The organism is Streptomyces sp. NPDC001663, from assembly GCF_042893105.1.
GTDB lineage: Bacteria > Actinomycetota > Actinomycetes > Streptomycetales > Streptomycetaceae > Streptomyces.
The window spans coordinates 281,822-302,714 of the sequence record NZ_JBIAUR010000002.1; the positions used below are offsets into that span (position 1 = coordinate 281,822).

Annotated in this window: 14 protein-coding genes; 8 read left to right on the top strand and 6 right to left on the bottom strand. The window is 68.2% G+C overall.

The window, feature by feature from the left end; translation table 11 throughout:
• The first annotated feature begins 63 nt into the window (after positions 1 to 63).
• From rplJ to ACFY1L_RS07625, 4 genes are all read left to right on the top strand, one after another.
• Complete coding sequence (gene rplJ / locus ACFY1L_RS07610) at positions 64 to 594, top strand: 50S ribosomal protein L10 (RefSeq protein WP_361265086.1); 531 nt, start codon at positions 64 to 66, stop codon at positions 592 to 594.
• A 121-nt stretch (positions 595 to 715) separates the two neighbouring features.
• A complete protein-coding gene (gene rplL / locus ACFY1L_RS07615; RefSeq protein ID WP_186281297.1) occupies positions 716 to 1,099 on the top strand; it encodes a 50S ribosomal protein L7/L12 in 384 nt (127 codons plus the stop codon).
• A gap of 554 nt (positions 1,100 to 1,653) precedes the next feature.
• Positions 1,654 to 5,139, top strand: coding sequence for a DNA-directed RNA polymerase subunit beta (gene rpoB / locus ACFY1L_RS07620; RefSeq protein ID WP_388819717.1), 3,486 nt, complete (start codon positions 1,654 to 1,656; stop codon positions 5,137 to 5,139).
• A 100-nt stretch (positions 5,140 to 5,239) separates the two neighbouring features.
• Complete coding sequence (locus ACFY1L_RS07625; RefSeq protein WP_388819720.1) at positions 5,240 to 9,139, top strand: DNA-directed RNA polymerase subunit beta'; 3,900 nt, start codon at positions 5,240 to 5,242, stop codon at positions 9,137 to 9,139.
• 67 nt (positions 9,140 to 9,206) lie between these two features.
• On the opposite strand, the gene ACFY1L_RS07630 is transcribed toward ACFY1L_RS07625, so the two are convergent.
• The 6 genes from ACFY1L_RS07630 to ACFY1L_RS07655 form a co-directional block, all read right to left on the bottom strand.
• The gene (locus ACFY1L_RS07630) at positions 9,207 to 10,415 is read right to left on the bottom strand and encodes a M48 family metalloprotease (RefSeq protein WP_388819723.1); all 1,209 of its coding nucleotides are present in this window, start codon (positions 10,413 to 10,415) and stop codon (positions 9,207 to 9,209) included.
• 46 nt (positions 10,416 to 10,461) lie between these two features.
• The gene (locus ACFY1L_RS07635; protein ID WP_388819725.1) at positions 10,462 to 11,013 is read right to left on the bottom strand and encodes a Pycsar system effector family protein; all 552 of its coding nucleotides are present in this window, start codon (positions 11,011 to 11,013) and stop codon (positions 10,462 to 10,464) included.
• A complete protein-coding gene (locus ACFY1L_RS07640) occupies positions 11,010 to 12,551 on the bottom strand; it encodes a hypothetical protein (RefSeq protein WP_388819728.1) in 1,542 nt (513 codons plus the stop codon). Before ACFY1L_RS07640 ends, ACFY1L_RS07635 begins: the two co-directional genes overlap by 4 nt.
• Before the next feature lie 27 nt (positions 12,552 to 12,578).
• Complete coding sequence (locus tag ACFY1L_RS07645) at positions 12,579 to 14,783, bottom strand: hypothetical protein (RefSeq protein WP_388819731.1); 2,205 nt, start codon at positions 14,781 to 14,783, stop codon at positions 12,579 to 12,581.
• Positions 14,780 to 15,622: a hypothetical protein gene (locus tag ACFY1L_RS07650; protein WP_388819734.1), complete on the bottom strand. Its 843-nt coding sequence runs from the start codon at positions 15,620 to 15,622 to the stop codon at positions 14,780 to 14,782. Before ACFY1L_RS07650 ends, ACFY1L_RS07645 begins: the two co-directional genes overlap by 4 nt.
• A gap of 130 nt (positions 15,623 to 15,752) precedes the next feature.
• Positions 15,753 to 16,505 carry a Crp/Fnr family transcriptional regulator gene (locus ACFY1L_RS07655; protein WP_388819737.1) on the bottom strand — a complete coding sequence of 251 codons (753 nt, stop codon included), beginning with the start codon at positions 16,503 to 16,505 and terminating at the stop codon, positions 15,753 to 15,755.
• 229 nt (positions 16,506 to 16,734) lie between these two features.
• Here ACFY1L_RS07655 and ACFY1L_RS07660 point away from each other — a divergent pair, with 229 nt between their 5' ends.
• The 4 genes from ACFY1L_RS07660 (at position 16,735) to fusA (ending at position 20,749) form a co-directional block, all read left to right on the top strand.
• Entirely contained in the window at positions 16,735 to 17,400 is a 666-nt protein-coding gene (locus ACFY1L_RS07660) for a DUF1707 and DUF4190 domain-containing protein (protein WP_388819740.1), read from the top strand.
• Positions 17,401 to 17,738: 338 nt separating this feature from the next.
• The gene (gene rpsL, locus ACFY1L_RS07665) at positions 17,739 to 18,110 is read left to right on the top strand and encodes a 30S ribosomal protein S12 (RefSeq protein WP_003948652.1); all 372 of its coding nucleotides are present in this window, start codon (positions 17,739 to 17,741) and stop codon (positions 18,108 to 18,110) included.
• Positions 18,111 to 18,112: 2 nt separating this feature from the next.
• On the top strand, positions 18,113 to 18,583 hold the full coding sequence (rpsG, locus tag ACFY1L_RS07670) for a 30S ribosomal protein S7 (RefSeq protein ID WP_003992340.1): 471 nt from the start codon (positions 18,113 to 18,115) through the stop codon (positions 18,581 to 18,583).
• A 39-nt stretch (positions 18,584 to 18,622) separates the two neighbouring features.
• Positions 18,623 to 20,749 carry an elongation factor G gene (gene fusA, locus ACFY1L_RS07675; RefSeq protein WP_361265056.1) on the top strand — a complete coding sequence of 709 codons (2,127 nt, stop codon included), beginning with the start codon at positions 18,623 to 18,625 and terminating at the stop codon, positions 20,747 to 20,749.
• Positions 20,750 to 20,893 lie beyond the last annotated feature (144 nt).

Here is a 20,893-nt window from a genome sequence, read left to right on the forward strand (position 1 = left end):
GGCGTTTCGTTTGTCCCAGCCCCTTCCGAGCGGTCGTCATCACCCGGAAGGAGGCCGACGCTCATGGCAAGGCCCGACAAGGCTGCCGCGGTGGCCGAGCTCGCGGAGCAGTTCCGTAGCTCGAACGCCGCCGTGCTGACCGAGTACCGGGGTCTCACCGTGGCGCAGCTCAAGACGCTGCGTCGTTCGCTCGGTGAGAACGCCCAGTACGCCGTGGTGAAGAACACGCTGACCAAGATTGCGGCCAACGAGGCCGGGATCTCGACGCTCGACGACCTGTTCAACGGTCCGACGGCGGTCGCCTTCGTCACCGGTGACCCGGTGGAGTCGGCGAAGGGTCTTCGTGACTTCGCCAAGGACAACCCGAACCTCGTCATCAAGGGCGGTGTCCTTGACGGCAAGGCGCTGTCCGCCGACGAGATCAAGAAGCTTGCGGACCTCGAGTCCCGCGAGGTTCTGCTCGCCAAGCTGGCGGGCGCCCTGAAGGGCAAGCAGACGCAGGCTGCTCAGGTCTTCCAGGCGCTCCCGTCGAAGCTCGTCCGCACCGTGGACGCGCTTCGCGCCAAGCAGGACGAGCAGGGCGGTGCCGAGTAATTCGGCTCGCGAAATGACCGCCGCCTGAGGCAGTACGCCTGAGGCAACGGTCGTAGCGGGCCGAACGTACGCCCGCCAGACATGTACAGACGGCACCAGCCGAATTAGTGGAAGGAAAGCCATCGTGGCTCTCACCCAGGACGAACTGCTCGCCGAGTTCGAGGGCATGACCCTCATCCAGCTCTCCGAGTTCGTGAAGGCGTTCGAGGAGAAGTTCGACGTCACCGCCGCCGCTGCGGTCGCCGTTGCCGGCCCGGCCGGCCCGGCCGCCCCGGCCGAGGCTGCCGAGGAGAAGGACGAGTTCGACGTCATCCTCACCGGCGCCGGCGACAAGAAGATCCAGGTCATCAAGGTCGTGCGTGAGCTGACCTCCCTGGGTCTGAAGGAGGCCAAGGACCTCGTGGACGGCGCCCCGAAGCCCGTTCTCGAGAAGGTCGCCAAGGACGCCGCCGAGAAGGCCGCCGAGTCCCTCAAGGGTGCCGGCGCCTCCGTCGAGGTCAAGTAAGACCTCGCAGGCCCGAGAGGCCTGTAACGCCTAAGCGCTGAAGAGCGATCATCCATTCGGGTGGTCGCTCTTCGGCGTTCCCGGGCGTCGGGTGGCGGCTGCCTTGCAGGCGGGGGTGCGCGGAGTATGGTGATCTTCGTCGTGTCTCCAAGCGCCCCAGGTGACATGTGGTTTGGGCCATGGGGGCCTTGACGAACCGCACGCAGCGCGCAATTCTCAGGACGCGTCGTCACAGGATCCGAATCCGAGGCATGGATCGGCGACGAAGAGGGCAGTATCAACGTGCATCGAGGGCAGGCATGCCAAGGGCGTTGAGGACAACGAGGTACTCAGAAAATCGGGGCTGGACATCAGTGTGCCAAGTGGCTACACTGACCCTTTGCGCTGCCTGTTAGCTGTCCCCTGCCCGTCACCAGGGGCATGCCCTCACTTGAGCACCGACGATCAGATGAGCCCTGACCAGGCCTTTCGGCCAAATCGGGGAGTCTGTCTCTGTGCACGGGAGAGGGACCGGTACGCGCGTAGTGAGTCCGAGCCCTCGGAAGGACCCCCTCTTGGCCGCCTCGCGCACTGCCTCGACCGCGAATACGAACAACGGCGCCAGCACCGCCCCGCTGCGCATCTCCTTTGCAAAGATCAAGGAGCCTCTCGAGGTTCCCAACCTGCTCGCGCTGCAGACCGAGAGCTTTGACTGGCTGCTCGGCAACACCGCCTGGCAGAGTCGGGTCGAGGAGGCTCTGGAGTCCGGTCAGGACGTCCCCACCAAGTCCGGTCTGGAGGAGATCTTCGAGGAGATCTCTCCGATCGAGGACTTCTCCGGGTCGATGTCGCTGACGTTCCGCGACCACCGTTTCGAGCCGCCGAAGAACAGCATCGACGAGTGCAAGGAGCGCGACTTCACGTACGCCGCTCCGCTCTTCGTGACGGCTGAGTTCACCAACAACGAGACCGGCGAGATCAAGTCCCAGACGGTCTTCATGGGCGACTTCCCGCTCATGACGAACAAGGGCACCTTCGTCATCAACGGCACCGAGCGTGTCGTGGTGTCGCAGCTCGTCCGTTCGCCCGGTGTCTACTTCGACTCCTCCATCGACAAGACGTCCGACAAGGACATCTTCTCCGCCAAGATCATCCCGTCCCGGGGTGCCTGGCTGGAGATGGAGATCGACAAGCGCGACATGGTCGGTGTCCGCATCGACCGCAAGCGCAAGCAGTCCGTCACCGTTCTCCTGAAGGCTCTCGGCTGGACGACCGAGCAGATCCTCGAGGAGTTCGGCGAGTACGAGTCGATGCGCGCCACCCTGGAGAAGGACCACACCCAGGGCCAGGACGACGCGCTGCTCGACATCTACCGCAAGCTGCGTCCGGGCGAGCCCCCCACGCGTGAGGCCGCGCAGACGCTGCTGGAGAACCTGTACTTCAACCCGAAGCGCTACGACCTCGCCAAGGTCGGCCGCTACAAGGTCAACAAGAAGCTGGGTGCGGACGCTCCGCTGGACGCGGGCATCCTGACCGTCGAGGACGTCATCTCGACGATCAAGTACCTGGTCAAGCTGCACGCCGGCGAGACCGAGACGACGGGCGACAGCGGCGGCACGATCGTCGTCGAGACCGACGACATCGACCACTTCGGCAACCGTCGTCTGCGCAGCGTCGGCGAGCTCATCCAGAACCAGGTCCGCACGGGTCTGGCTCGTATGGAGCGCGTCGTCCGCGAGCGCATGACGACTCAGGACGTCGAGGCGATCACGCCGCAGACCCTGATCAACATCCGGCCGGTCGTCGCCTCCATCAAGGAGTTCTTCGGCACCAGCCAGCTGTCGCAGTTCATGGACCAGAACAACCCGCTGTCGGGTCTCACCCACAAGCGCCGTCTGTCGGCTCTTGGTCCGGGTGGTCTCTCCCGTGAGCGGGCCGGCTTCGAGGTCCGTGACGTGCACCCGTCTCACTACGGCCGTATGTGCCCGATTGAGACCCCTGAAGGCCCGAACATCGGTCTGATCGGTTCGCTCGCCTCCTACGGCCGCGTCAACGCGTTCGGTTTCGTGGAGACGCCGTACCGCAAGGTCGTCGACGGTCAGGTCACCGACGAGGTCGACTACCTGACGGCCGACGAAGAGGACCGATTCGTCATCGCGCAGGCCAACGCCACGCTCAACGACGACCTGCGGTTCGCCGAGAACCGCGTGCTCGTCCGCCGCCGTGGTGGCGAGGTCGACTACGTCGCCGGTGACGACGTGGACTACATGGACGTCTCGCCGCGCCAGATGGTGTCGGTCGCGACCGCCATGATCCCGTTCCTCGAGCACGACGACGCCAACCGTGCCCTCATGGGCGCGAACATGATGCGTCAGGCCGTGCCGCTCATCAAGTCCGAGGCCCCGCTCGTCGGCACCGGCATGGAGTACCGCTCCGCGGTCGACGCCGGCGACGTGGTCAAGGCCGAGAAGGCCGGTGTGGTCCAGGAGGTCTCCGCGGACTACATCACCACCGCCAACGACGACGGCACGTACATCACCTACCGTCTGGCCAAGTTCGCCCGCTCCAACCAGGGCACCTCGGTCAACCAGAAGGTCATCGTCAACGAGGGCGACCGGATCATCGAGGGCCAGGTCCTGGCCGACGGTCCGGCCACCCAGAACGGCGAGATGGCGCTGGGCAAGAACCTGCTCGTGGCGTTCATGCCGTGGGAGGGTCACAACTACGAGGACGCGATCATCCTGTCGCAGCGCCTCGTGCAGGACGACGTCCTCTCCTCGATCCACATCGAGGAGCACGAGGTCGACGCCCGTGACACCAAGCTCGGCCCCGAGGAGATCACCCGGGACATCCCGAACGTCTCCGAGGAGGTCCTCGCCGACCTCGACGAGCGCGGCATCATCCGCATCGGTGCCGAGGTCATCGCGGGCGACATCCTCGTCGGCAAGGTGACCCCGAAGGGTGAGACCGAGCTGACCCCCGAGGAGCGCCTGCTGCGCGCGATCTTCGGTGAGAAGGCCCGTGAGGTCCGTGACACCTCGCTGAAGGTGCCGCACGGCGAGACCGGCAAGGTCATCGGCGTCCGCGTCTTCGACCGCGAGGAGGGCGACGAGCTTCCCCCCGGTGTGAACCAGCTGGTGCGCGTGTACGTGGCGCAGAAGCGCAAGATCACCGACGGTGACAAGCTCGCCGGCCGTCACGGCAACAAGGGTGTTATCTCGAAGATCCTTCCGATCGAGGACATGCCGTTCCTCGAGGACGGAACTCCGGTCGACATCATCCTGAACCCGCTGGGTGTGCCGTCCCGAATGAACCCGGGACAGGTCCTGGAGATCCACCTCGGCTGGCTCGCCAGCCGCGGCTGGGACGTCTCGGGCCTCGGTGAGGAGTGGGCCCAGCGCCTGCAGGTCATCGGCGCCGACCAGGTCGACCCGGGCACGAACGTCGCGACCCCCGTCTTCGACGGTGCGCGCGAGGACGAGCTCGCGGGTCTGCTCCAGCACACCATCCCGAACCGCGACGGCGAGCGCATGGTGCAGCCGACCGGTAAGGCGAGGCTGTTCGACGGCCGCTCCGGTGAGCCGTTCCCGGACCCGATCTCGATCGGGTACATGTACATCCTCAAGCTGCACCACCTGGTCGACGACAAGCTGCACGCCCGCTCGACCGGTCCGTACTCGATGATCACCCAGCAGCCGCTGGGTGGTAAGGCCCAGTTCGGTGGCCAGCGGTTCGGCGAGATGGAGGTGTGGGCGCTGGAGGCTTACGGCGCCGCGTACGCCCTCCAGGAGCTGCTGACCATCAAGTCCGACGACGTCACCGGCCGCGTGAAGGTCTACGAGGCCATCGTCAAGGGCGAGAACATTCCCGAGCCCGGCATCCCCGAGTCCTTCAAGGTGCTCATCAAGGAGATGCAGTCCCTGTGCCTCAACGTGGAGGTGCTGTCCTCGGACGGTATGTCCATCGAGATGCGCGACACCGATGAGGACGTCTTCCGCGCTGCGGAAGAGCTTGGCATCGACCTGTCCCGGCGCGAGCCGAGCAGCGTCGAAGAGGTCTGACGGGAGTCCGGCCGGAGGACCTGGTGAGGAACCTCCGGCCGGCCCCTGGACCCCCGTTTCAGACCCCAAGACTTACAACCCTGAGAGGGATTGACGCATAGTGCTCGACGTCAACTTCTTCGACGAGCTCCGGATCGGTCTGGCCACCGCTGACGACATCCGTCAGTGGAGCCACGGCGAGGTCAAGAAGCCCGAGACCATCAACTACCGCACCCTCAAGCCCGAAAAGGACGGACTCTTCTGCGAGAAGATCTTCGGTCCGACCCGGGACTGGGAGTGCTACTGCGGCAAGTACAAGCGTGTCCGGTTCAAGGGCATCATCTGTGAGCGCTGCGGCGTCGAGGTCACTCGCGCCAAGGTGCGCCGTGAGCGGATGGGCCACATCGAGTTGGCCGCCCCCGTCACGCACATCTGGTACTTCAAGGGTGTTCCTTCGCGCCTCGGCTACCTGCTGGACCTGGCGCCCAAGGACCTCGAGAAGGTCATCTACTTCGCGGCGTACATGATCACGTACGTCGACGAGGAGCGCCGTACCCGCGACCTGCCCTCCCTGGAGGCGCACGTCTCCGTGGAGCGTCAGCAGGTCGAGAACCGCCGGGACGCCGACCTGGAGGCCCGCGCCAAGAAGCTCGAGTCCGACCTGGCCGAGCTCGAGGCCGAGGGTGCCAAGGCCGACGTGCGCCGCAAGGTGCGCGAGGGTGCCGAGCGTGAGATGAAGCAGCTGCGCGACCGTGCGCAGCGCGAGATCGACCGCCTCGACGAGGTGTGGACCCGGTTCAAGAACCTCAAGGTCCAGGACCTCGAGGGCGACGAGCTCCTCTACCGCGAGCTGCGTGACCGCTTCGGCACGTACTTCGACGGTTCGATGGGTGCCGCGGCGCTGCAGAAGCGCCTGGAGTCCTTCGACCTGGACGAGGAGGCCGAGCGTCTCCGCGAGATCATCCGCACCGGCAAGGGCCAGAAGAAGACCCGTGCGCTGAAGCGGCTGAAGGTCGTGTCTGCCTTCCTGCAGACCTCCAACAGCCCCAAGGGCATGGTCCTCGACTGCGTCCCGGTCATCCCGCCGGACCTGCGTCCGATGGTGCAGCTGGACGGTGGCCGCTTCGCGACCTCCGACCTGAACGACCTGTACCGCCGTGTGATCAACCGCAACAACCGTCTGAAGCGCCTGCTCGACCTGGGTGCTCCGGAGATCATCGTCAACAACGAGAAGCGCATGCTTCAGGAGGCTGTTGACGCCCTCTTCGACAACGGTCGTCGTGGTCGCCCGGTCACCGGTCCCGGTAACCGCCCGCTGAAGTCCCTCAGCGACATGCTGAAGGGCAAGCAGGGTCGATTCCGTCAGAACCTGCTCGGCAAGCGTGTGGACTACTCCGCGCGTTCCGTGATCGTCGTCGGTCCGCAGCTGAAGCTGCACCAGTGCGGTCTGCCGAAGGCGATGGCGCTGGAGCTCTTCAAGCCGTTCGTGATGAAGCGCCTGGTCGACCTGAACCACGCGCAGAACATCAAGAGCGCCAAGCGCATGGTGGAGCGCGGCCGCACGGTCGTGTACGACGTCCTCGAAGAGGTCATCGCCGAGCACCCGGTTCTGCTGAACCGTGCTCCCACCCTGCACCGCCTCGGCATCCAGGCCTTCGAGCCGCAGCTGGTCGAGGGCAAGGCCATCCAGATCCACCCGCTCGTCTGCACCGCGTTCAACGCGGACTTCGACGGCGACCAGATGGCCGTACACCTTCCGCTGTCCGCGGAGGCGCAGGCCGAGGCCCGCATCCTGATGCTGTCCTCGAACAACATCCTCAAGCCCGCCGACGGCCGTCCGGTGACGATGCCGACCCAGGACATGGTCCTCGGTCTGTTCTTCCTCACCACCGACGGCGAGCTGCGTGACACCAAGGGCGAGGGCCGGTCCTTCGGCTCCACGGCCGAGGCGATCATGGCGTTCGACGCCGGTGAGCTCGCGCTGCAGTCGGCGATCGACATCCGCTTCCCGGTGGGCACCATCCCGCCGCGCGGCTGGACCCCGCCGGCGCAGGAGGAGGGCGAGCCCGAGTGGCAGCAGGGGGACACCTTCCGCCTGCGCACCACCCTGGGCCGCGCGCTCTTCAACGAGCTGCTGCCCGAGGACTACCCGTTCGTCGACTACTCGGTGGGCAAGAAGCAGCTCTCCGAGATCGTCAACGACCTGGCCGAGCGCTACCCCAAGGTCATCGTGGCGGCGACGCTCGACAACCTGAAGGCGGCCGGCTTCTACTGGGCGACCCGCTCCGGCGTCACCGTGGCCATCTCCGACGTCGTCGTTCCCGAGGCGAAGAAGGAGATCGTCAAGGGCTACGAGGCGCAGGACGAGAAGGTCCAGAAGCAGTACGAGCGCGGTCTGATCACCAAGGAAGAGCGCACGCAGGAGCTCATCGCGATCTGGACCAAGGCGACCAACGAGGTCGCCGAGGCGATGAACGAGAACTTCCCCAAGACCAACCCCATCTTCATGATGGTTGACTCGGGTGCCCGAGGAAACATGATGCAGATGCGGCAGATCGCCGGTATGCGTGGTCTGGTGTCGAACGCGAAGAACGAGACCATCCCGCGTCCGATCAAGGCGTCCTTCCGTGAGGGCCTGTCCGTGCTGGAGTACTTCATCTCCACGCACGGTGCCCGTAAGGGTCTGGCGGACACCGCCCTGCGTACCGCCGACTCGGGTTACCTGACCCGTCGTCTGGTGGACGTCTCGCAGGACGTCATCATCCGCGAAGAGGACTGCGGCACCGAGCGCGGTCTGAAGCTGCGGATCGCCGAGCGGGGCGCGGACGGTGTGCTGCGCAAGGCGGACGACGTCGAGACCAGCGTCTACGCCCGCATGCTCGCCGAGGACGTCGTCGTCGACGGCAAGGTGATCGCGCCGGCCAACGTGGACCTCGGCGACGTGCTCATCGACCAGTTGGTGCACCACGGCATCGAGCAGGTGAAGACCCGTTCGATCCTGACCTGCGAGTCCCAGGTCGGCACCTGCGCCTTCTGCTACGGCCGCTCGCTGGCCACCGGCAAGCTGGTCGACATCGGTGAGGCGGTCGGCATCATCGCCGCCCAGTCCATCGGTGAGCCCGGTACCCAGCTGACGATGCGTACCTTCCACACCGGTGGTGTGGCCGGTGACGACATCACCCAGGGTCTGCCCCGTGTCGTCGAGCTCTTCGAGGCTCGTACGCCGAAGGGTGTCGCCCCGATCTCCGAGGCGAGCGGTCGCGTTCGCATCGAAGAGACGGAAAAGACCAAGAAGATCGTCGTCACCCCGGACGACGGCAGCGACGAGACGGCGTTCCCGATCTCGAAGCGTGCCCGTCTTCTGGTCAGCGAGGGCGAGCACGTCGAGGTGGGCCAGAAGCTCACCGTGGGTGCCACCAACCCGCACGACGTGCTGCGCATCCTGGGCCAGCGTGCCGTCCAGGTCCACCTGGTCGGCGAGGTCCAGAAGGTCTACAACTCGCAGGGTGTGTCGATCCACGACAAGCACATCGAGATCATCATCCGGCAGATGCTCCGCCGTGTGACGATCATCGAGTCCGGCGACGCCGAGCTGCTGCCCGGCGAGCTGGTCGAGCGCTCGAAGTTCGAGGTCGAGAACCGTCGTGTGGTCCAGGAGGGCGGTCACCCGGCCTCCGGTCGTCCGCAGCTGATGGGTATCACCAAGGCCTCGCTGGCGACGGAGTCCTGGCTGTCGGCCGCCTCCTTCCAGGAGACGACCCGAGTCCTGACGGATGCGGCGATCAACGCCAAGTCCGACAGCCTCATCGGCCTCAAGGAGAACGTCATCATCGGTAAGCTCATCCCGGCCGGTACGGGCCTGTCCCGCTACCGCAACATCCGGGTCGAGCCGACCGAGGAGGCCAAGGCCGCGATGTACTCGGCCGTCGGCTACGACGACATCGACTACTCGCCGTTCGGCACGGGCTCCGGCCAGGCCGTTCCGCTGGAGGACTACGACTACGGTCCGTACAACCAGTAAGCGAGTCGCTTGAGTTGAAGGGCGGTCACCCCACGGGGTGGCCGCCCTTCGGCGTATGCGCGGGCCGTCAGAGCTGCGGCTGCAGATACGGCTGCAGGTGGTGCAGGCGCGTGTAATGGTCCGGGTGCGAGGAGAGCAGTCTGCCGAGCGCGCTCTCCTCCAGCTTCACACCGCCGTTCGCCGCGGTGAGCGCGGCCTCGGCGTGCTGCTCCTGCTGGTGCAGTTTGTCGAGTACGGCGGCGAGCATCGGGGCGAAGCCCAGCGCGGCCGCGTGCTCGTCGGCCCGCAGCTCGGAACGCCGGCCGACGGCGGCGAGCGCGTACGGCACCGCCAGGACCAGCAGCGGCAGCCCGTACAGCGTGCTGATCGTCGCCAGGGCGACGGAGCCGATGACCAGCACGACGACGGCGGTGCCGATGCAGCCGAACGCGCGCGACACCTTGAACACGAAGCCGGAGAACGCCTTCAGGACGCGCCAGGCGATCCGGCCGGGCAGCGCGTACCAATAGCCGAGGAGCCCGGACCAGGCGTGGCCGCCGACGTGGTGGCCCAGCTCGTGCGCCATGACGGCGGCGAGTTCGCCGTTGGGCAGTTCGTTCATGGCGAAGCGGGTGACGCCGACGATGTGGCCGGCCGCGGCGACCGCGTTCAGGTTGTCGCTGTCCTCCACCCACAGCTCGTAGTTGCGGGCCTCTATGCCGGCGCGGGCCGTGACCTCGCGCCAGACCGGCTCGAGTTTGGCTCGTTCCTGTGGAGTGGGGTAGCGCAGACGGAGCAGATGGCGCGCGAGGGCGCTTTCCGTGGGCCGGTGGAACACGAGTGCGCCGCTGGCGAGCCAGGCCAGCACCACGACGATGCCGAAGCCGCCGAAGACGAGCGAGACGAGGCCGACGACGAACAGGCTGCACAGGAAGTTCGGCAGGTGGAGCAGCAGACTGCCGACGGTGGTGGCGTCGGTGCGGCGCTGGTCCCTGCGGATGTGGACGCGGCCGTGGTCGGTGCTGATGTGGTGCGGGTGGGTGGAGGGTGCGGGCGGCACCGGCGGAGCGGGTGGTGTGGGAGGCGCCGTGGGTGCGGGAGGTGGTGTCTGCGGGTACTGCGGGGGCTGGGCGGCCTGCTGCGGGTACGGGGGAGCTGTCCGAGCGGGGTACTGCGATGCCTGCGGGTACTGGGGAGGCTGGGCCGGCTGCGGTGCTGCCTGTGGGTACTGCGGCGGCGCCGACGGCTGGGGCGACTGCGTCGGGTACTGCGGATACTCCGGCGGTTGCTGGGTCATGGCGGTTCCTAGTGGTTGCTTCAGTCGGGGACGGCGGTGCGGCGGTTCAGCCGATCAGCAGTGACGCCGGGAGCAGGACCGTCCCGACGCCGAAGGCGATCAGGCCGGTGCGGATCCACTGGTGCTTGCGGGCGGCCAGGCGGCTCGACTCGGTGAGGGCCACGGTCAGAGCGGTGCCGGGGTCCCGTTCCGTGTCGGCGAGCGCGGACTCCAAGTGGCGCTGTCGTACGGCCTGTTGGATGTCGCCGAAGTAGGTCAGCGGCTGTCCCGGCGTCCACGCTCCGGAGCGGTACCGCGGGAGGACGGCCAGCAGCATGGCGAAGAGGGAGACGGCGAGGGACAGCGTCCCGGACCACCACAGCGCCGTGCCCGCGGTGGACAGGGACGACGGGGTCCAGCCGCGCCCGGCCAGCAGTCCGCTGAACACGCCGGCCGTCATGCCGAGCGCGGCCACCAGCACGGAGGCCTTGCTGTCGGCGCGCGCGATCTCCGTGCGCAGATCGGTGAGAAGACGCTCGCAGAGCCGTATGCGCTCGGCGGAGCCGACGGGCCGCGTGGTGCCGGTGGTGGGCGCGGGGGCCGGGCCGGTGGTCGTCATGTGCCGCTTGCCTCTTGGGAGTTGTTCGCGCCGTCCGAGTTGTTCTGCATGGCCTGGTCGGGCTCGGGCGGTGGCGGCTGCGTGGGCAGGGTCGGGGTGTTGCCGTAGCCGGGTGGCGGTTGCCAGGCCGGAGTCTGCTGCGGGGCGTACGGTGTGGCCGGGGGAGCGTGGGGCGTGGGCGGCTGCCAGGACGGTTGGCCGGCCGGAGGGGTGCCCGGGGCCGCGGCTGCCGGGGGCTGGGCGGACGGAGGTGCAGGAGTCTGCGGCATCTGTGCCGAGGGCTGCGGGGGAGGCGTCTGAGCTGCCGGGTCAGGGGCCTGGGTCCCCGGCATCACCTGTGCCGGAGCCTGATCACCCGGAGACTGGGCGTTCGGCGCGCCCGGGTACGCCGGCCCGTCGCCCTGCGGCGCGATGAGCGGCGGTGTCTGCGGAACCCCCGGAAGGCGTTGGTTCAGGATGTCGCTGACCGTGCGCAGGGCGAGTTGCTTCGGGCCCTCCAGCTCGTAGCTCTCGGCCGTGTCGCCGTTGAGGAGCTGGCTCACCAGGTCCATCTGGGCCTGGATCATGCGGAGTTGGTCCTCCCGCATGCTGGTCATGACCAGACGGGAGTCCTCGGGGTGCTGGGCGAGATGGAGGGCCCAGGCGTGGACGCCGCCCTGCTGCAGGTGCCACTGGTAGAACTCGATCTTCTGCGCCTCGATCCGCTGCAGCTCCAGCATCTGCCGGCCCTGCTGCAGGGCCAGTTGGTGCTGTTGCCCGCTCGCCAGCATCGCCTGTTCGTGCTGCCAGTGCTGCTGCTGGAGGAGCAGCTCCTGCTGCTGGTTGCCGTACGCCATGGCCCGGTCGATCTGCAGTTGGTCCTGCTGCCGGTTGCGGCGGTCCACCTCGACGTCGATCTCCATGCCCCGCTCGGCCGCGCGGATCTGCTCCGTGGCGGAGTGGTCGATGGCCTGGAGCCGGCGCTGGTGGTCGATGTTCTCCTGGTCGCGCCGCACCCGCAGCGTCCAGGTCACCTGCAGTCCCGCGGGCGCCCCGAGCGGCCCCAGCACGGTGACCGCCTGCAGCAACTCCCGTTCGGCGTCCGCGCTGTCGGCGATGGCGAAGCGCCGGGTCACCGGCCGGGCCGCCTGCTGCAGCTCGCCCAGTACCAGCGCCGGCACGTCCCGATGCCCACTGGCCACGAACCGGGCCGGGTCGAGGACCTGCCAGGACAGGTCGACGGCGGCCGTGAACTCGAACGCGTCGTTGTCGCTGGGCAGGGTGAGCTCCGCAGAGAACGGGTGCACGCCCATGTCCACCTCGTACACGGCCGTGTACCGCTTCGCAGCGATCTCGCTGCGCGTGGGCCGGCGAGGGGGCAGACAGCAGTCGTAGCCGCCCTTCGGGGTGGCGAAGACCAGAGCGTGGTCGATGCGGACCAGCGACTTGAGGTTGAAGTCGAAGCGGCCCAGCTGGCGCACGGTGAGCACCGGGTCGACCAGTTCGGTGTGCCGGTCCGCCTGCTGCTGCCACTCGGGCGGGCGGTTGAAAGCGGGCATGGTGCGTGTCTCCTCGGGATGTACGGGTCAGCTGCGGACCGGGAGGACCGTCAGGAGCCGGGCCGCCACCAGCGGCGGGGGGTTGCCGTCCTCGCCGGGCATGGTCCGCAGCAGATGGCTCAGCCGGTCGTGCTCGGCGGGCGTGGTGACGAGCCGGGGCAGCAGGGCGGCCAGCGCCCATTCGGTCGCTTCGGCCCGGTCGGCGATGAGCACCCAGTCCTGCAGGACGGCCAGCGCGAGAGTGGTGGTTCGTGGGTCGGCGAGCGCGGCCCGCCACAGGAAGGGGATGTTGTCGGCCCCGCTCGCGCCCGTCTCCACCGCACGCGAGTACCAGGCGAGAACCAGCGGATTGCCGTACCGCTCGTCCTCCTGTCTGTGCGTGCAGGCGCTCATGAAGCCACGGAGCGAGAGTTCGCGCACGGGCCGACCGTCGTCGATGTGGGCGCGCAGCTCGCCGAGGGCGCGGTTGCCGGTGGGGGAGAGCAACAGCAGGTCCACTGCCTCGGCGAGTTCACGTGCCATCTCGCCGTCGAGGTCGTCCGGATTGTCCTCGTACAGCCTGCGTACGGCGCCACGCAGCGCGGCGAGCGCCTGCTCCGGCCGTTCCGGTCCGATCAGCCCGTATGCCCGTACGGCCACCCAGCGCAGCCGCGGGTCGGGGCCCTCGCACCAGCCGTCGAGGATGCGCGGGACGTAGGGCGTGCCGATGAGATGGGCGAGGGTGAGTGCGTTGACGGCGACCAGCCGGTGCCGGAACAGCTTGGAGGTGCCCCAGGGTTCGACGACCAGTGCCATCGCCGAGGGCAGGTCGGTGCGGGCGAGGACCGCGACGGTGGACGCGGCGCGGGTGCGGACCAGCGGACGGCCGTCGTCGGCCAGGCGGCGCAGCCAGCCGATCAGCGCGGGCCGGGCGGACGGATGGCCGAGCCACACCTCGCGCAGCAGCACGAGGGCGGCCCGCTCGTCGACGAACCTGGCCTTCTGCTGGGGCACCGGCCCCCACTCGGTGTGCTCGTCCTCCTCGAACCTCTCCGCGCGGGCGAGCCGGAGGCGCTTGCCGATGTGTGTGCCGAAGACGGGGACCTCGGGTACCTGGGACCGGTTCCACGTCTCCTGGAGGAGGCGGTAGAGCAGGTCGCTGACCTCGGCGGTGAGGGCGTACGGGCCCCCGTCGAAGGCGGCGAGGGCCACCAGGAACGCCTTGTCCCGCAGGTGGATCGAGGCCTCGTCCTCCTCGAACCACTCCTGGACCTGGTTCTCCAGCGAGACCAGCGAGAACTGTGCCACCGCGTCCGCGCCGACCTCGCCCGCCGAGTGCCGGGCGAGCAGCTGCGCGAAGGCGGCGACCTCGCGCAGCTGGTGGCTGCGGTTCAGGAAGTCGGTGACGTCCGGGAGTTCGAGGAGCTTGGCGGCGGTCTCGGCGTCGGTGCGGGTGCGCAGATGGGCGGCGAGGACGTCGGCGGCGGCGGGCGGGCGCCAGGCCGCGGTGAACGCCACGTCCTCCAGTACGGCAGTGTCGTCGACGGTGACGATCAGGTACCCGTGCTCGCCGAGCCGGTCGCGGGCGGCGAGCAGCTGCGGCTCGCGCAGCGGGCGGTCGCGGCGGGTGGCCAGGTCGCACAGGACGTATCCGCGCGAGGGGTCCTCGTCGGTGTCCGGGGCGGCGACCCGTTCGGCCAGGGCACTCGGCTCGGTGGTGCGGTCCAGGGTGCGGACGCAGGAGAGGCCGAGGCGGTGCAGGAGCATCAGTGCGGCCGTGCGCCGGCCGGTGAAGCGGGCGCCGGACAGGACGAGGACGTGGTCGCGGCGCAGCCGCTCGAGCAGGCCGGCGACGACCTCCTCGTCGGCGACGAAGTACTCGGCCAGCCGCTCCAGGGTGCTTGCCGGGACCTCGCCGGACGCGGACCCCGACGACGCGAACCCGGGTATGGAGAACTGGTAGACCGCCTTGGTCCCCATGATCACGTCGCCGCCGACCTGGTTGCCGGTGACGTTGTTCTGGTCACCGCCCACCGTGCCGCCGCCGAAGCGCGCCTGGGCGCCGATGCTCATGCTCCGCGGACTGTGGTCGACCAGGTCCCGCCGGGCCGCCCAGGCGTCCTGCGGCTGGTCGCGCTCCTCGGACTCGTCGTCCGTACCCTCTCTTCGGGCCTCGTCCTTCGCGTCCGGGTCGGCCTGGGGCTGGTCCGGCGCCGGTCCGGACGCGGGAGGCTGCTGATCGGGCGTGGTCACGAGCCCTCACCGCGCCCGCGGTTCTTGCTGCCGATGGTGAAGTCGCCGCCGATCTGATTGCCGGTGACGTTGTTCTGGTCGCCGCTCACCGTGCCGCCGCCGATGGTGACGGCACCGTTGAAGACAGGACCCGGCGCCGGGGCTCCCCGGTCCGGCGCCGGGCCGCCCTGCGGGGGGACGCGCGGCGTCGGGCGGTCCCCCGAACCGCCCGACGCCTCCCCCGCCCCCGTGTCACCGTGGTCCTCATCCGCCGAACCCGCCGCACCGCCCGGCACCGGGCCGTGCAGCCAGGCCTTCAGCGGTCCGTTCTTGCTGTCCACCGTCACCGCGTGGAACTCCGCCTTGGGGATGCCGGTGTGGTCGTGCCGTACGACTCCTGCGTACAGGGGGTCCGACACGCACAGTGCGAAGTCGTCGGCGCGCTCGCGCAGCGCGGCGCGCAGGACCTGGGCATCCAGCAGACGGCAGGCGTGGTTGAGGTCGGAGCCGACCCAGCCGTCGTACTCGTCCACGGCGACATGGCCGGTGGCGACGACGCCGCGCAGCCGGATCTGGGCGGAGCTCGACGCCATCCTGTTGACGGTCCGCAGCTGCGCCGGCACCTCCGTGAGCAGGCTGCGCAGCAGCGCCGTGACCGGGGCGCTCGCGTCGATGAGCTCCATCACCGAGTCCCCGCGGTCGGCCCGCAGCCGCAGCGTCTCGTCGATGCCGGCGGTCGCCAGCGCGCGGTCGGTGATGTCGTAGAGCATCCGCCGCAGATACGCCTGCTCCACGTCGTCCCGGTCGCTGAACCTCTCGATGTCCAGCAACAGGATCGTGCGGCTCACGGGGTCGGTCATGGTCGCCTCTCCGAGGGGGGTGTGCGGTGCAGGGCAGCAGAGTGGCGTTCGCGTGACCTGGGTGGTGAGGGCGTATGACCCACTCGTTCTGTGACCGTGTGCACAGAAGAGCCGTGCGAGGACGGCGGGATCACTCCTCGCGCGGCCCCTGCGGTGAGGGGATCCCCGACGAGGGGTCGGCCGCCGCGATCCGCCGCAGCACATCGGGCCGCCGTATGAGAAGCGCCCGGCGGCCCGTCACCACCGCCTCCTTGTCGCGCAGTTCCCGCAGCAGCCGCTGCACCATCTCCCGGGACGCGCCCACCGAGCCCGCCAGCTCCTGCTTGCTCAGGGGCACGGCGAGTTCGATGCCTTCGTCGGTACGGCGGCCGTGGGTGCGGGCCAGGTCCAGCAGCAGGACGGCGAAGCGCTCCCGCACGCTCATCGACGCGAACTCCAGCCGGCGCCGGTCGGCCGCGCGGGTGCGGTCCGCGGTCAGGCCGAGGAGGGCGAAGGAGACCGCGGGGGAGCGGCCCAGGAAGTCCTTGAAGCGCTCGTGCTCCACGGCCACCGCCCGCACCGGCTCCAGCGCGGTCACGGTCGCCGACCGCGGCCGCCCGGTGAGCGCCGCCGACTCGCCGACGATGTCGCCGGGGCCGCGCAGCGCGAGCAGCGCCTCGTAGCCGTTGGCCGCCGCGGCCGTCACCTTGGTCCAGCCGTGCACCAGGAAGAGGACGTGGGAGGAGGGCTCGTGCTGGTGGATGAGGATCATGCGCGCCGCGAAGTCCAGCCGGCGGCCGAGCGCCAGCAGCGCAGAGCGGTCCCCGCTCTCCAGACGCGCCAGAAAGGGCACCCGGTCGTCCAGGCCTCCGTCGTCCGGTGAGTACACCGCCGTCCTCGTCACGCTCGTCCCCCGAATCCTTCGCTGCGAACGGATCAACGTACTGAAGGCGCAGGACCGCCGGATCGGAAAGAGCGCGAATCGGCCAACGACGCGAAATGATCTACGACCGGCGCGAACAGGCCGCGGAGCGGAGGGAGAACGCCGGCGCGGACCGTCGTACGACGCACCCTGTGCCGGAATTGCCCCCGCGGCGCATCATGGAGGGACTCGGGGGTTCGGGGAGGTACTCGTGTCGAATCCGTCATGGCAACCCTGGCAGTCGGGGCAGGGCGACCCGCAGCGGGCGCAGGACGTCCCGCAGTCGGGGCAGGACGTGCCGCAGCCCTGGCAGAAGGCCTCGCGGCACGGCCAGAGGCTTCCGCAGCCGTGGGAGACCGCCGCACCTCCCGCGCAGGACTTCGGGCAGTCGTGGCAGGGGCAGAGCGCCCCGGCCATGCTCGCCTCGCACGCCGACCGCGAGCGGGCCGTCGATGTGCTCAGAGCGGGGTACGGGGAGGGGCGGCTGGAGCACGCCGAGTTCGAGAAGCGGGTCGCCCGGGCCTACACGGCGCGGACCGTGGGGGAGCTGGCGCTGCTCGTCGCCGACCTGCCGCAGGGTCCCGTACCGGTCACCCGGCCCGTTCCGCCCGTCCCCGCGACCTTCCTGCCGGTCGCGGCGCCCACCAACGGCAAGGCGGTCGGCTCCATGGTCTGCGGGGTGCTCACGCTCTTCACCGCCGGTCTCACCGGCATCCCCGCGGTCATCCTCGGTCACACCGCGCGCAGCGAGATGCAGCGCACCGGTGAGCGCGGTGAGGGCCTCGCGATGACCGGGCTGGTGCTGGGCTGGCTGTCGGTCGCGGGATGGGCGCTGATCATCACGATCCTCATCGCGGCGGGGCTGGCGTCCGCATAAGGGGTGAGCTGCGATGACGTAGCCCCTCGACGTGTCTGGAACGTGAATTCGAAGATCATGCACGGCGCAGGGTCTTGACATGCTCTGCATGGCGATGCGGGCGCGGCCCATTTGTTTTGACCGTAGCGTTTGAGGTAGGTACGCTCAGACCTTGTGCCTGGGGTGTGCCCTGGCTCTCGTGCGTGCCTTCAACCGCATCGCGAGCTGTGAGCGGCCACCGTAATCTGTGCTCTTTTCGCCTTGCGGCGGGAGTCCGCCGGATTCGACACACCCGACCGCGTGGGTCGGCGATGTTCCAGGTTAGCTGTACCCATCGGCACACAGAAACCGGAGAAGTAGTGCCTACGATCCAGCAGCTGGTCCGCAAGGGCCGGCAGGACAAGGTCGAGAAGAACAAGACGCCCGCACTCGAGGGTTCCCCTCAGCGTCGTGGCGTCTGCACGCGTGTGTTCACGACCACCCCGAAGAAGCCGAACTCGGCCCTGCGTAAGGTCGCGCGTGTGCGTCTGACCAGCGGGATCGAGGTCACCGCTTACATTCCGGGTGAGGGACACAACCTGCAGGAGCACTCCATCGTGCTCGTGCGTGGTGGCCGTGTGAAGGACCTGCCGGGTGTTCGCTACAAGATCATCCGCGGCTCCCTCGACACCCAGGGTGTCAAGAACCGCAAGCAGGCCCGCAGCCGCTACGGCGCCAAGAAGGAGAAGTAAGAATGCCTCGTAAGGGCCCCGCCCCGAAGCGCCCGGTCATCATCGACCCGGTCTACGGCTCTCCTCTTGTCACGTCGCTCATCAACAAGGTGCTGCTGAACGGCAAGCGCTCCACCGCCGAGCGCATCGTCTACGGCGCCATGGAGGGTCTGCGTGAGAAGACGGGCAACGACCCGATCATCACGCTGAAGCGCGCGCTGGAGAACATCAAGCCGACCCTCGAGGTCAAGTCCCGCCGTGTCGGTGGTGCGACGTACCAGGTTCCGATCGAGGTCAAGCCCGGTCGTGCCAACACGCTCGCGCTGCGCTGGCTGGTCGGTTACTCCCGCGCCCGTCGCGAGAAGACCATGACCGAGCGTCTGCTCAACGAGCTTCTCGACGCCTCCAACGGCCTTGGTGCCGCTGTGAAGAAGCGCGAGGACACCCACAAGATGGCCGAGTCCAACAAGGCCTTCGCGCACTACCGCTGGTAGTCGCTACCCACATCGAGACCGAGAGAAGACTGAAGCCTTATGGCTACCACTTCACTTGACCTGGCCAAGGTGCGGAACATCGGCATCATGGCCCACATCGACGCGGGCAAGACGACCACCACCGAGCGGATCCTGTTCTACACCGGCGTTTCGTACAAGATCGGTGAGGTCCACGACGGCGCTGCCACCATGGACTGGATGGAGCAGGAGCAGGAGCGTGGCATCACGATCACGTCTGCTGCGACCACCTGTCACTGGCCGCTCGAGGACAACGACTACACCATCAACATCATCGACACCCCGGGGCACGTCGACTTCACCGTCGAGGTGGAGCGCTCCCTGCGTGTGCTCGACGGTGCCGTGACGGTGTTCGACGGTGTCGCCGGTGTCGAGCCGCAGTCCGAGACGGTGTGGCGTCAGGCCGACCGTTACGGCGTGCCGCGTATCTGCTTCGTCAACAAGCTGGACCGTACCGGCGCCGAGTTCCACCGCTGCGTGGACATGATCTCGGACCGCCTGGGCGCCCAGCCGCTGGTCATGCAGCTTCCGATCGGCGCCGAGGCCGACTTCAAGGGCGTCGTGGACCTGGTCCGCATGAAGGCGCTCGTGTGGTCCGCCGAGGCCGCCAAGGGCGAGATGTACGACGTCGTCGACATCCCGGCCACGCACACCGAGGCTGCCGAGGAGTACCGCGGCAAGCTGATCGAGGGCGTCGCCGAGAACGACGAAGAGATCATGGAGCTGTACCTGGAGGGCGAGGAGCCCACCGAGGAGCAGCTGTACGCCGCGATCCGTCGCATCACCATCGCGTCCGGCAAGTCCAAGGACACCACGGTCACCCCGGTGTTCTGCGGTACCGCGTTCAAGAACAAGGGTGTTCAGCCCCTGCTCGACGCGGTCGTGCGCTACCTCCCGACCCCGCTCGACGTCGAGGCCATCGAGGGCCACGACGTGAAGGACCCCGAGCTGGTCGTGAAGCGCAAGCCGTCCGACGACGAGCCGCTGTCGGCGCTGGCGTTCAAGATCATGAGCGACCCGCACCTCGGCAAGCTCACCTTCGTCCGGATCTACTCCGGTCGCCTGGAGTCCGGCACCGCCGTGCTGAACTCCGTCAAGGGCAAGAAGGAGCGCATCGGCAAGATCTACCGCATGCACGCGAACAAGCGTGAGGAGATCGAGTCGGTGGGCGCCGGCGACATCGTCGCCGTGATGGGCCTCAAGCAGACCACCACCGGTGAGACGCTGAGCGACGACAAGGCCCCGGTGATCCTGGAGTCCATGGACTTCCCGGCGCCGGTCATCCAGGTCGCCATCGAGCCCAAGTCGAAGGGCGACCAGGAGAAGCTGGGCGTCGCGATCCAGCGCCTGGCCGAGGAGGACCCGTCCTTCCAGGTCCACTCGGACGAGGAGACCGGCCAGACCATCATCGGTGGTATGGGCGAGCTGCACCTCGAGGTGCTGGTCGACCGTATGCGCCGTGAGTTCAAGGTCGAGGCCAACGTCGGCAAGCCGCAGGTCGCCTACCGCGAGACGATCCGCAAGGCCGTCGAGCGCGTCGACTACACGCACAAGAAGCAGACTGGTGGTACCGGCCAGTTCGCCAAGGTGCAGATCGCGATCGAGCCGATCGAGGGCGGCGACGCCTCGTACGAGTTCGTGAACAAGGTGACCGGTGGCCGTATCCCGAAGGAGTACATCCCTTCGGTGGACGCCGGTGCGCAGGAGGCCATGCAGTTCGGCATCCTCGCGGGCTACGAGATGACGGGCGTCCGCGTCACGCTCATCGACGGTGGCTACCACGAGGTCGACTCCTCCGAGCTCGCGTTCAAGATCGCCGGTTCGCAGGCCTTCAAGGAGGCCGCGCGCAAGGCCAGCCCCGTGCTGCTCGAGCCGATGATGGCCGTCGAGGTCACCACGCCCGAGGACTACATGGGTGAGGTCATCGGCGACATCAACTCCCGCCGTGGTCAGATCCAGGCCATGGAGGAGCGGGCCGGTGCCCGCGTCGTGAAGGGCCTCGTGCCCCTCTCGGAGATGTTCGGTTACGTCGGCGACCTGCGCAGCAAGACGTCCGGCCGTGCGAGCTACTCCATGCAGTTCGACTCCTACGCCGAGGTTCCGCGGAACGTCGCCGAGGAGATCATCGCGAAGGCCAAGGGCGAGTAACACACCGCGGTCAACGCGCTGCGTTCACACGCCGTAGGCTTGACTCCGGAGCCTGCCGGGGCATTCCTCCCCAATCGTGGGGGAATGCCCCGGGGCCCGGGCACTAACAGCAAAGATCACCTGGCGCCGATGAAGTAAGGCGTA

Bases quoted from the DNA above. Each gene is read 5' to 3' on its own strand.
- rplJ (WP_361265086.1), top strand. From the start codon at position 64: ATGGCAAGGCCCGACAAGGCTGCCGCGGTGGCCGAGCTCGCGGAGCAG.
- fusA (WP_361265056.1), top strand. From the start codon at position 18,623: ATGGCTACCACTTCACTTGACCTGGCCAAGGTGCGGAACATCGGCATC.
- ACFY1L_RS07650 (WP_388819734.1), bottom strand. From the start codon at position 15,622: ATGACCGACCCCGTGAGCCGCACGATCCTGTTGCTGGACATCGAGAGG.
- ACFY1L_RS07635 (WP_388819725.1), bottom strand. From the start codon at position 11,013: ATGACGACCACCGGCCCGGCCCCCGCGCCCACCACCGGCACCACGCGG.
- ACFY1L_RS07630 (WP_388819723.1), bottom strand. From the start codon at position 10,415: ATGACCCAGCAACCGCCGGAGTATCCGCAGTACCCGACGCAGTCGCCC.
- rpsG (WP_003992340.1), top strand. From the start codon at position 18,113: ATGCCTCGTAAGGGCCCCGCCCCGAAGCGCCCGGTCATCATCGACCCG.
- ACFY1L_RS07640 (WP_388819728.1), bottom strand. From the start codon at position 12,551: ATGCCCGCTTTCAACCGCCCGCCCGAGTGGCAGCAGCAGGCGGACCGG.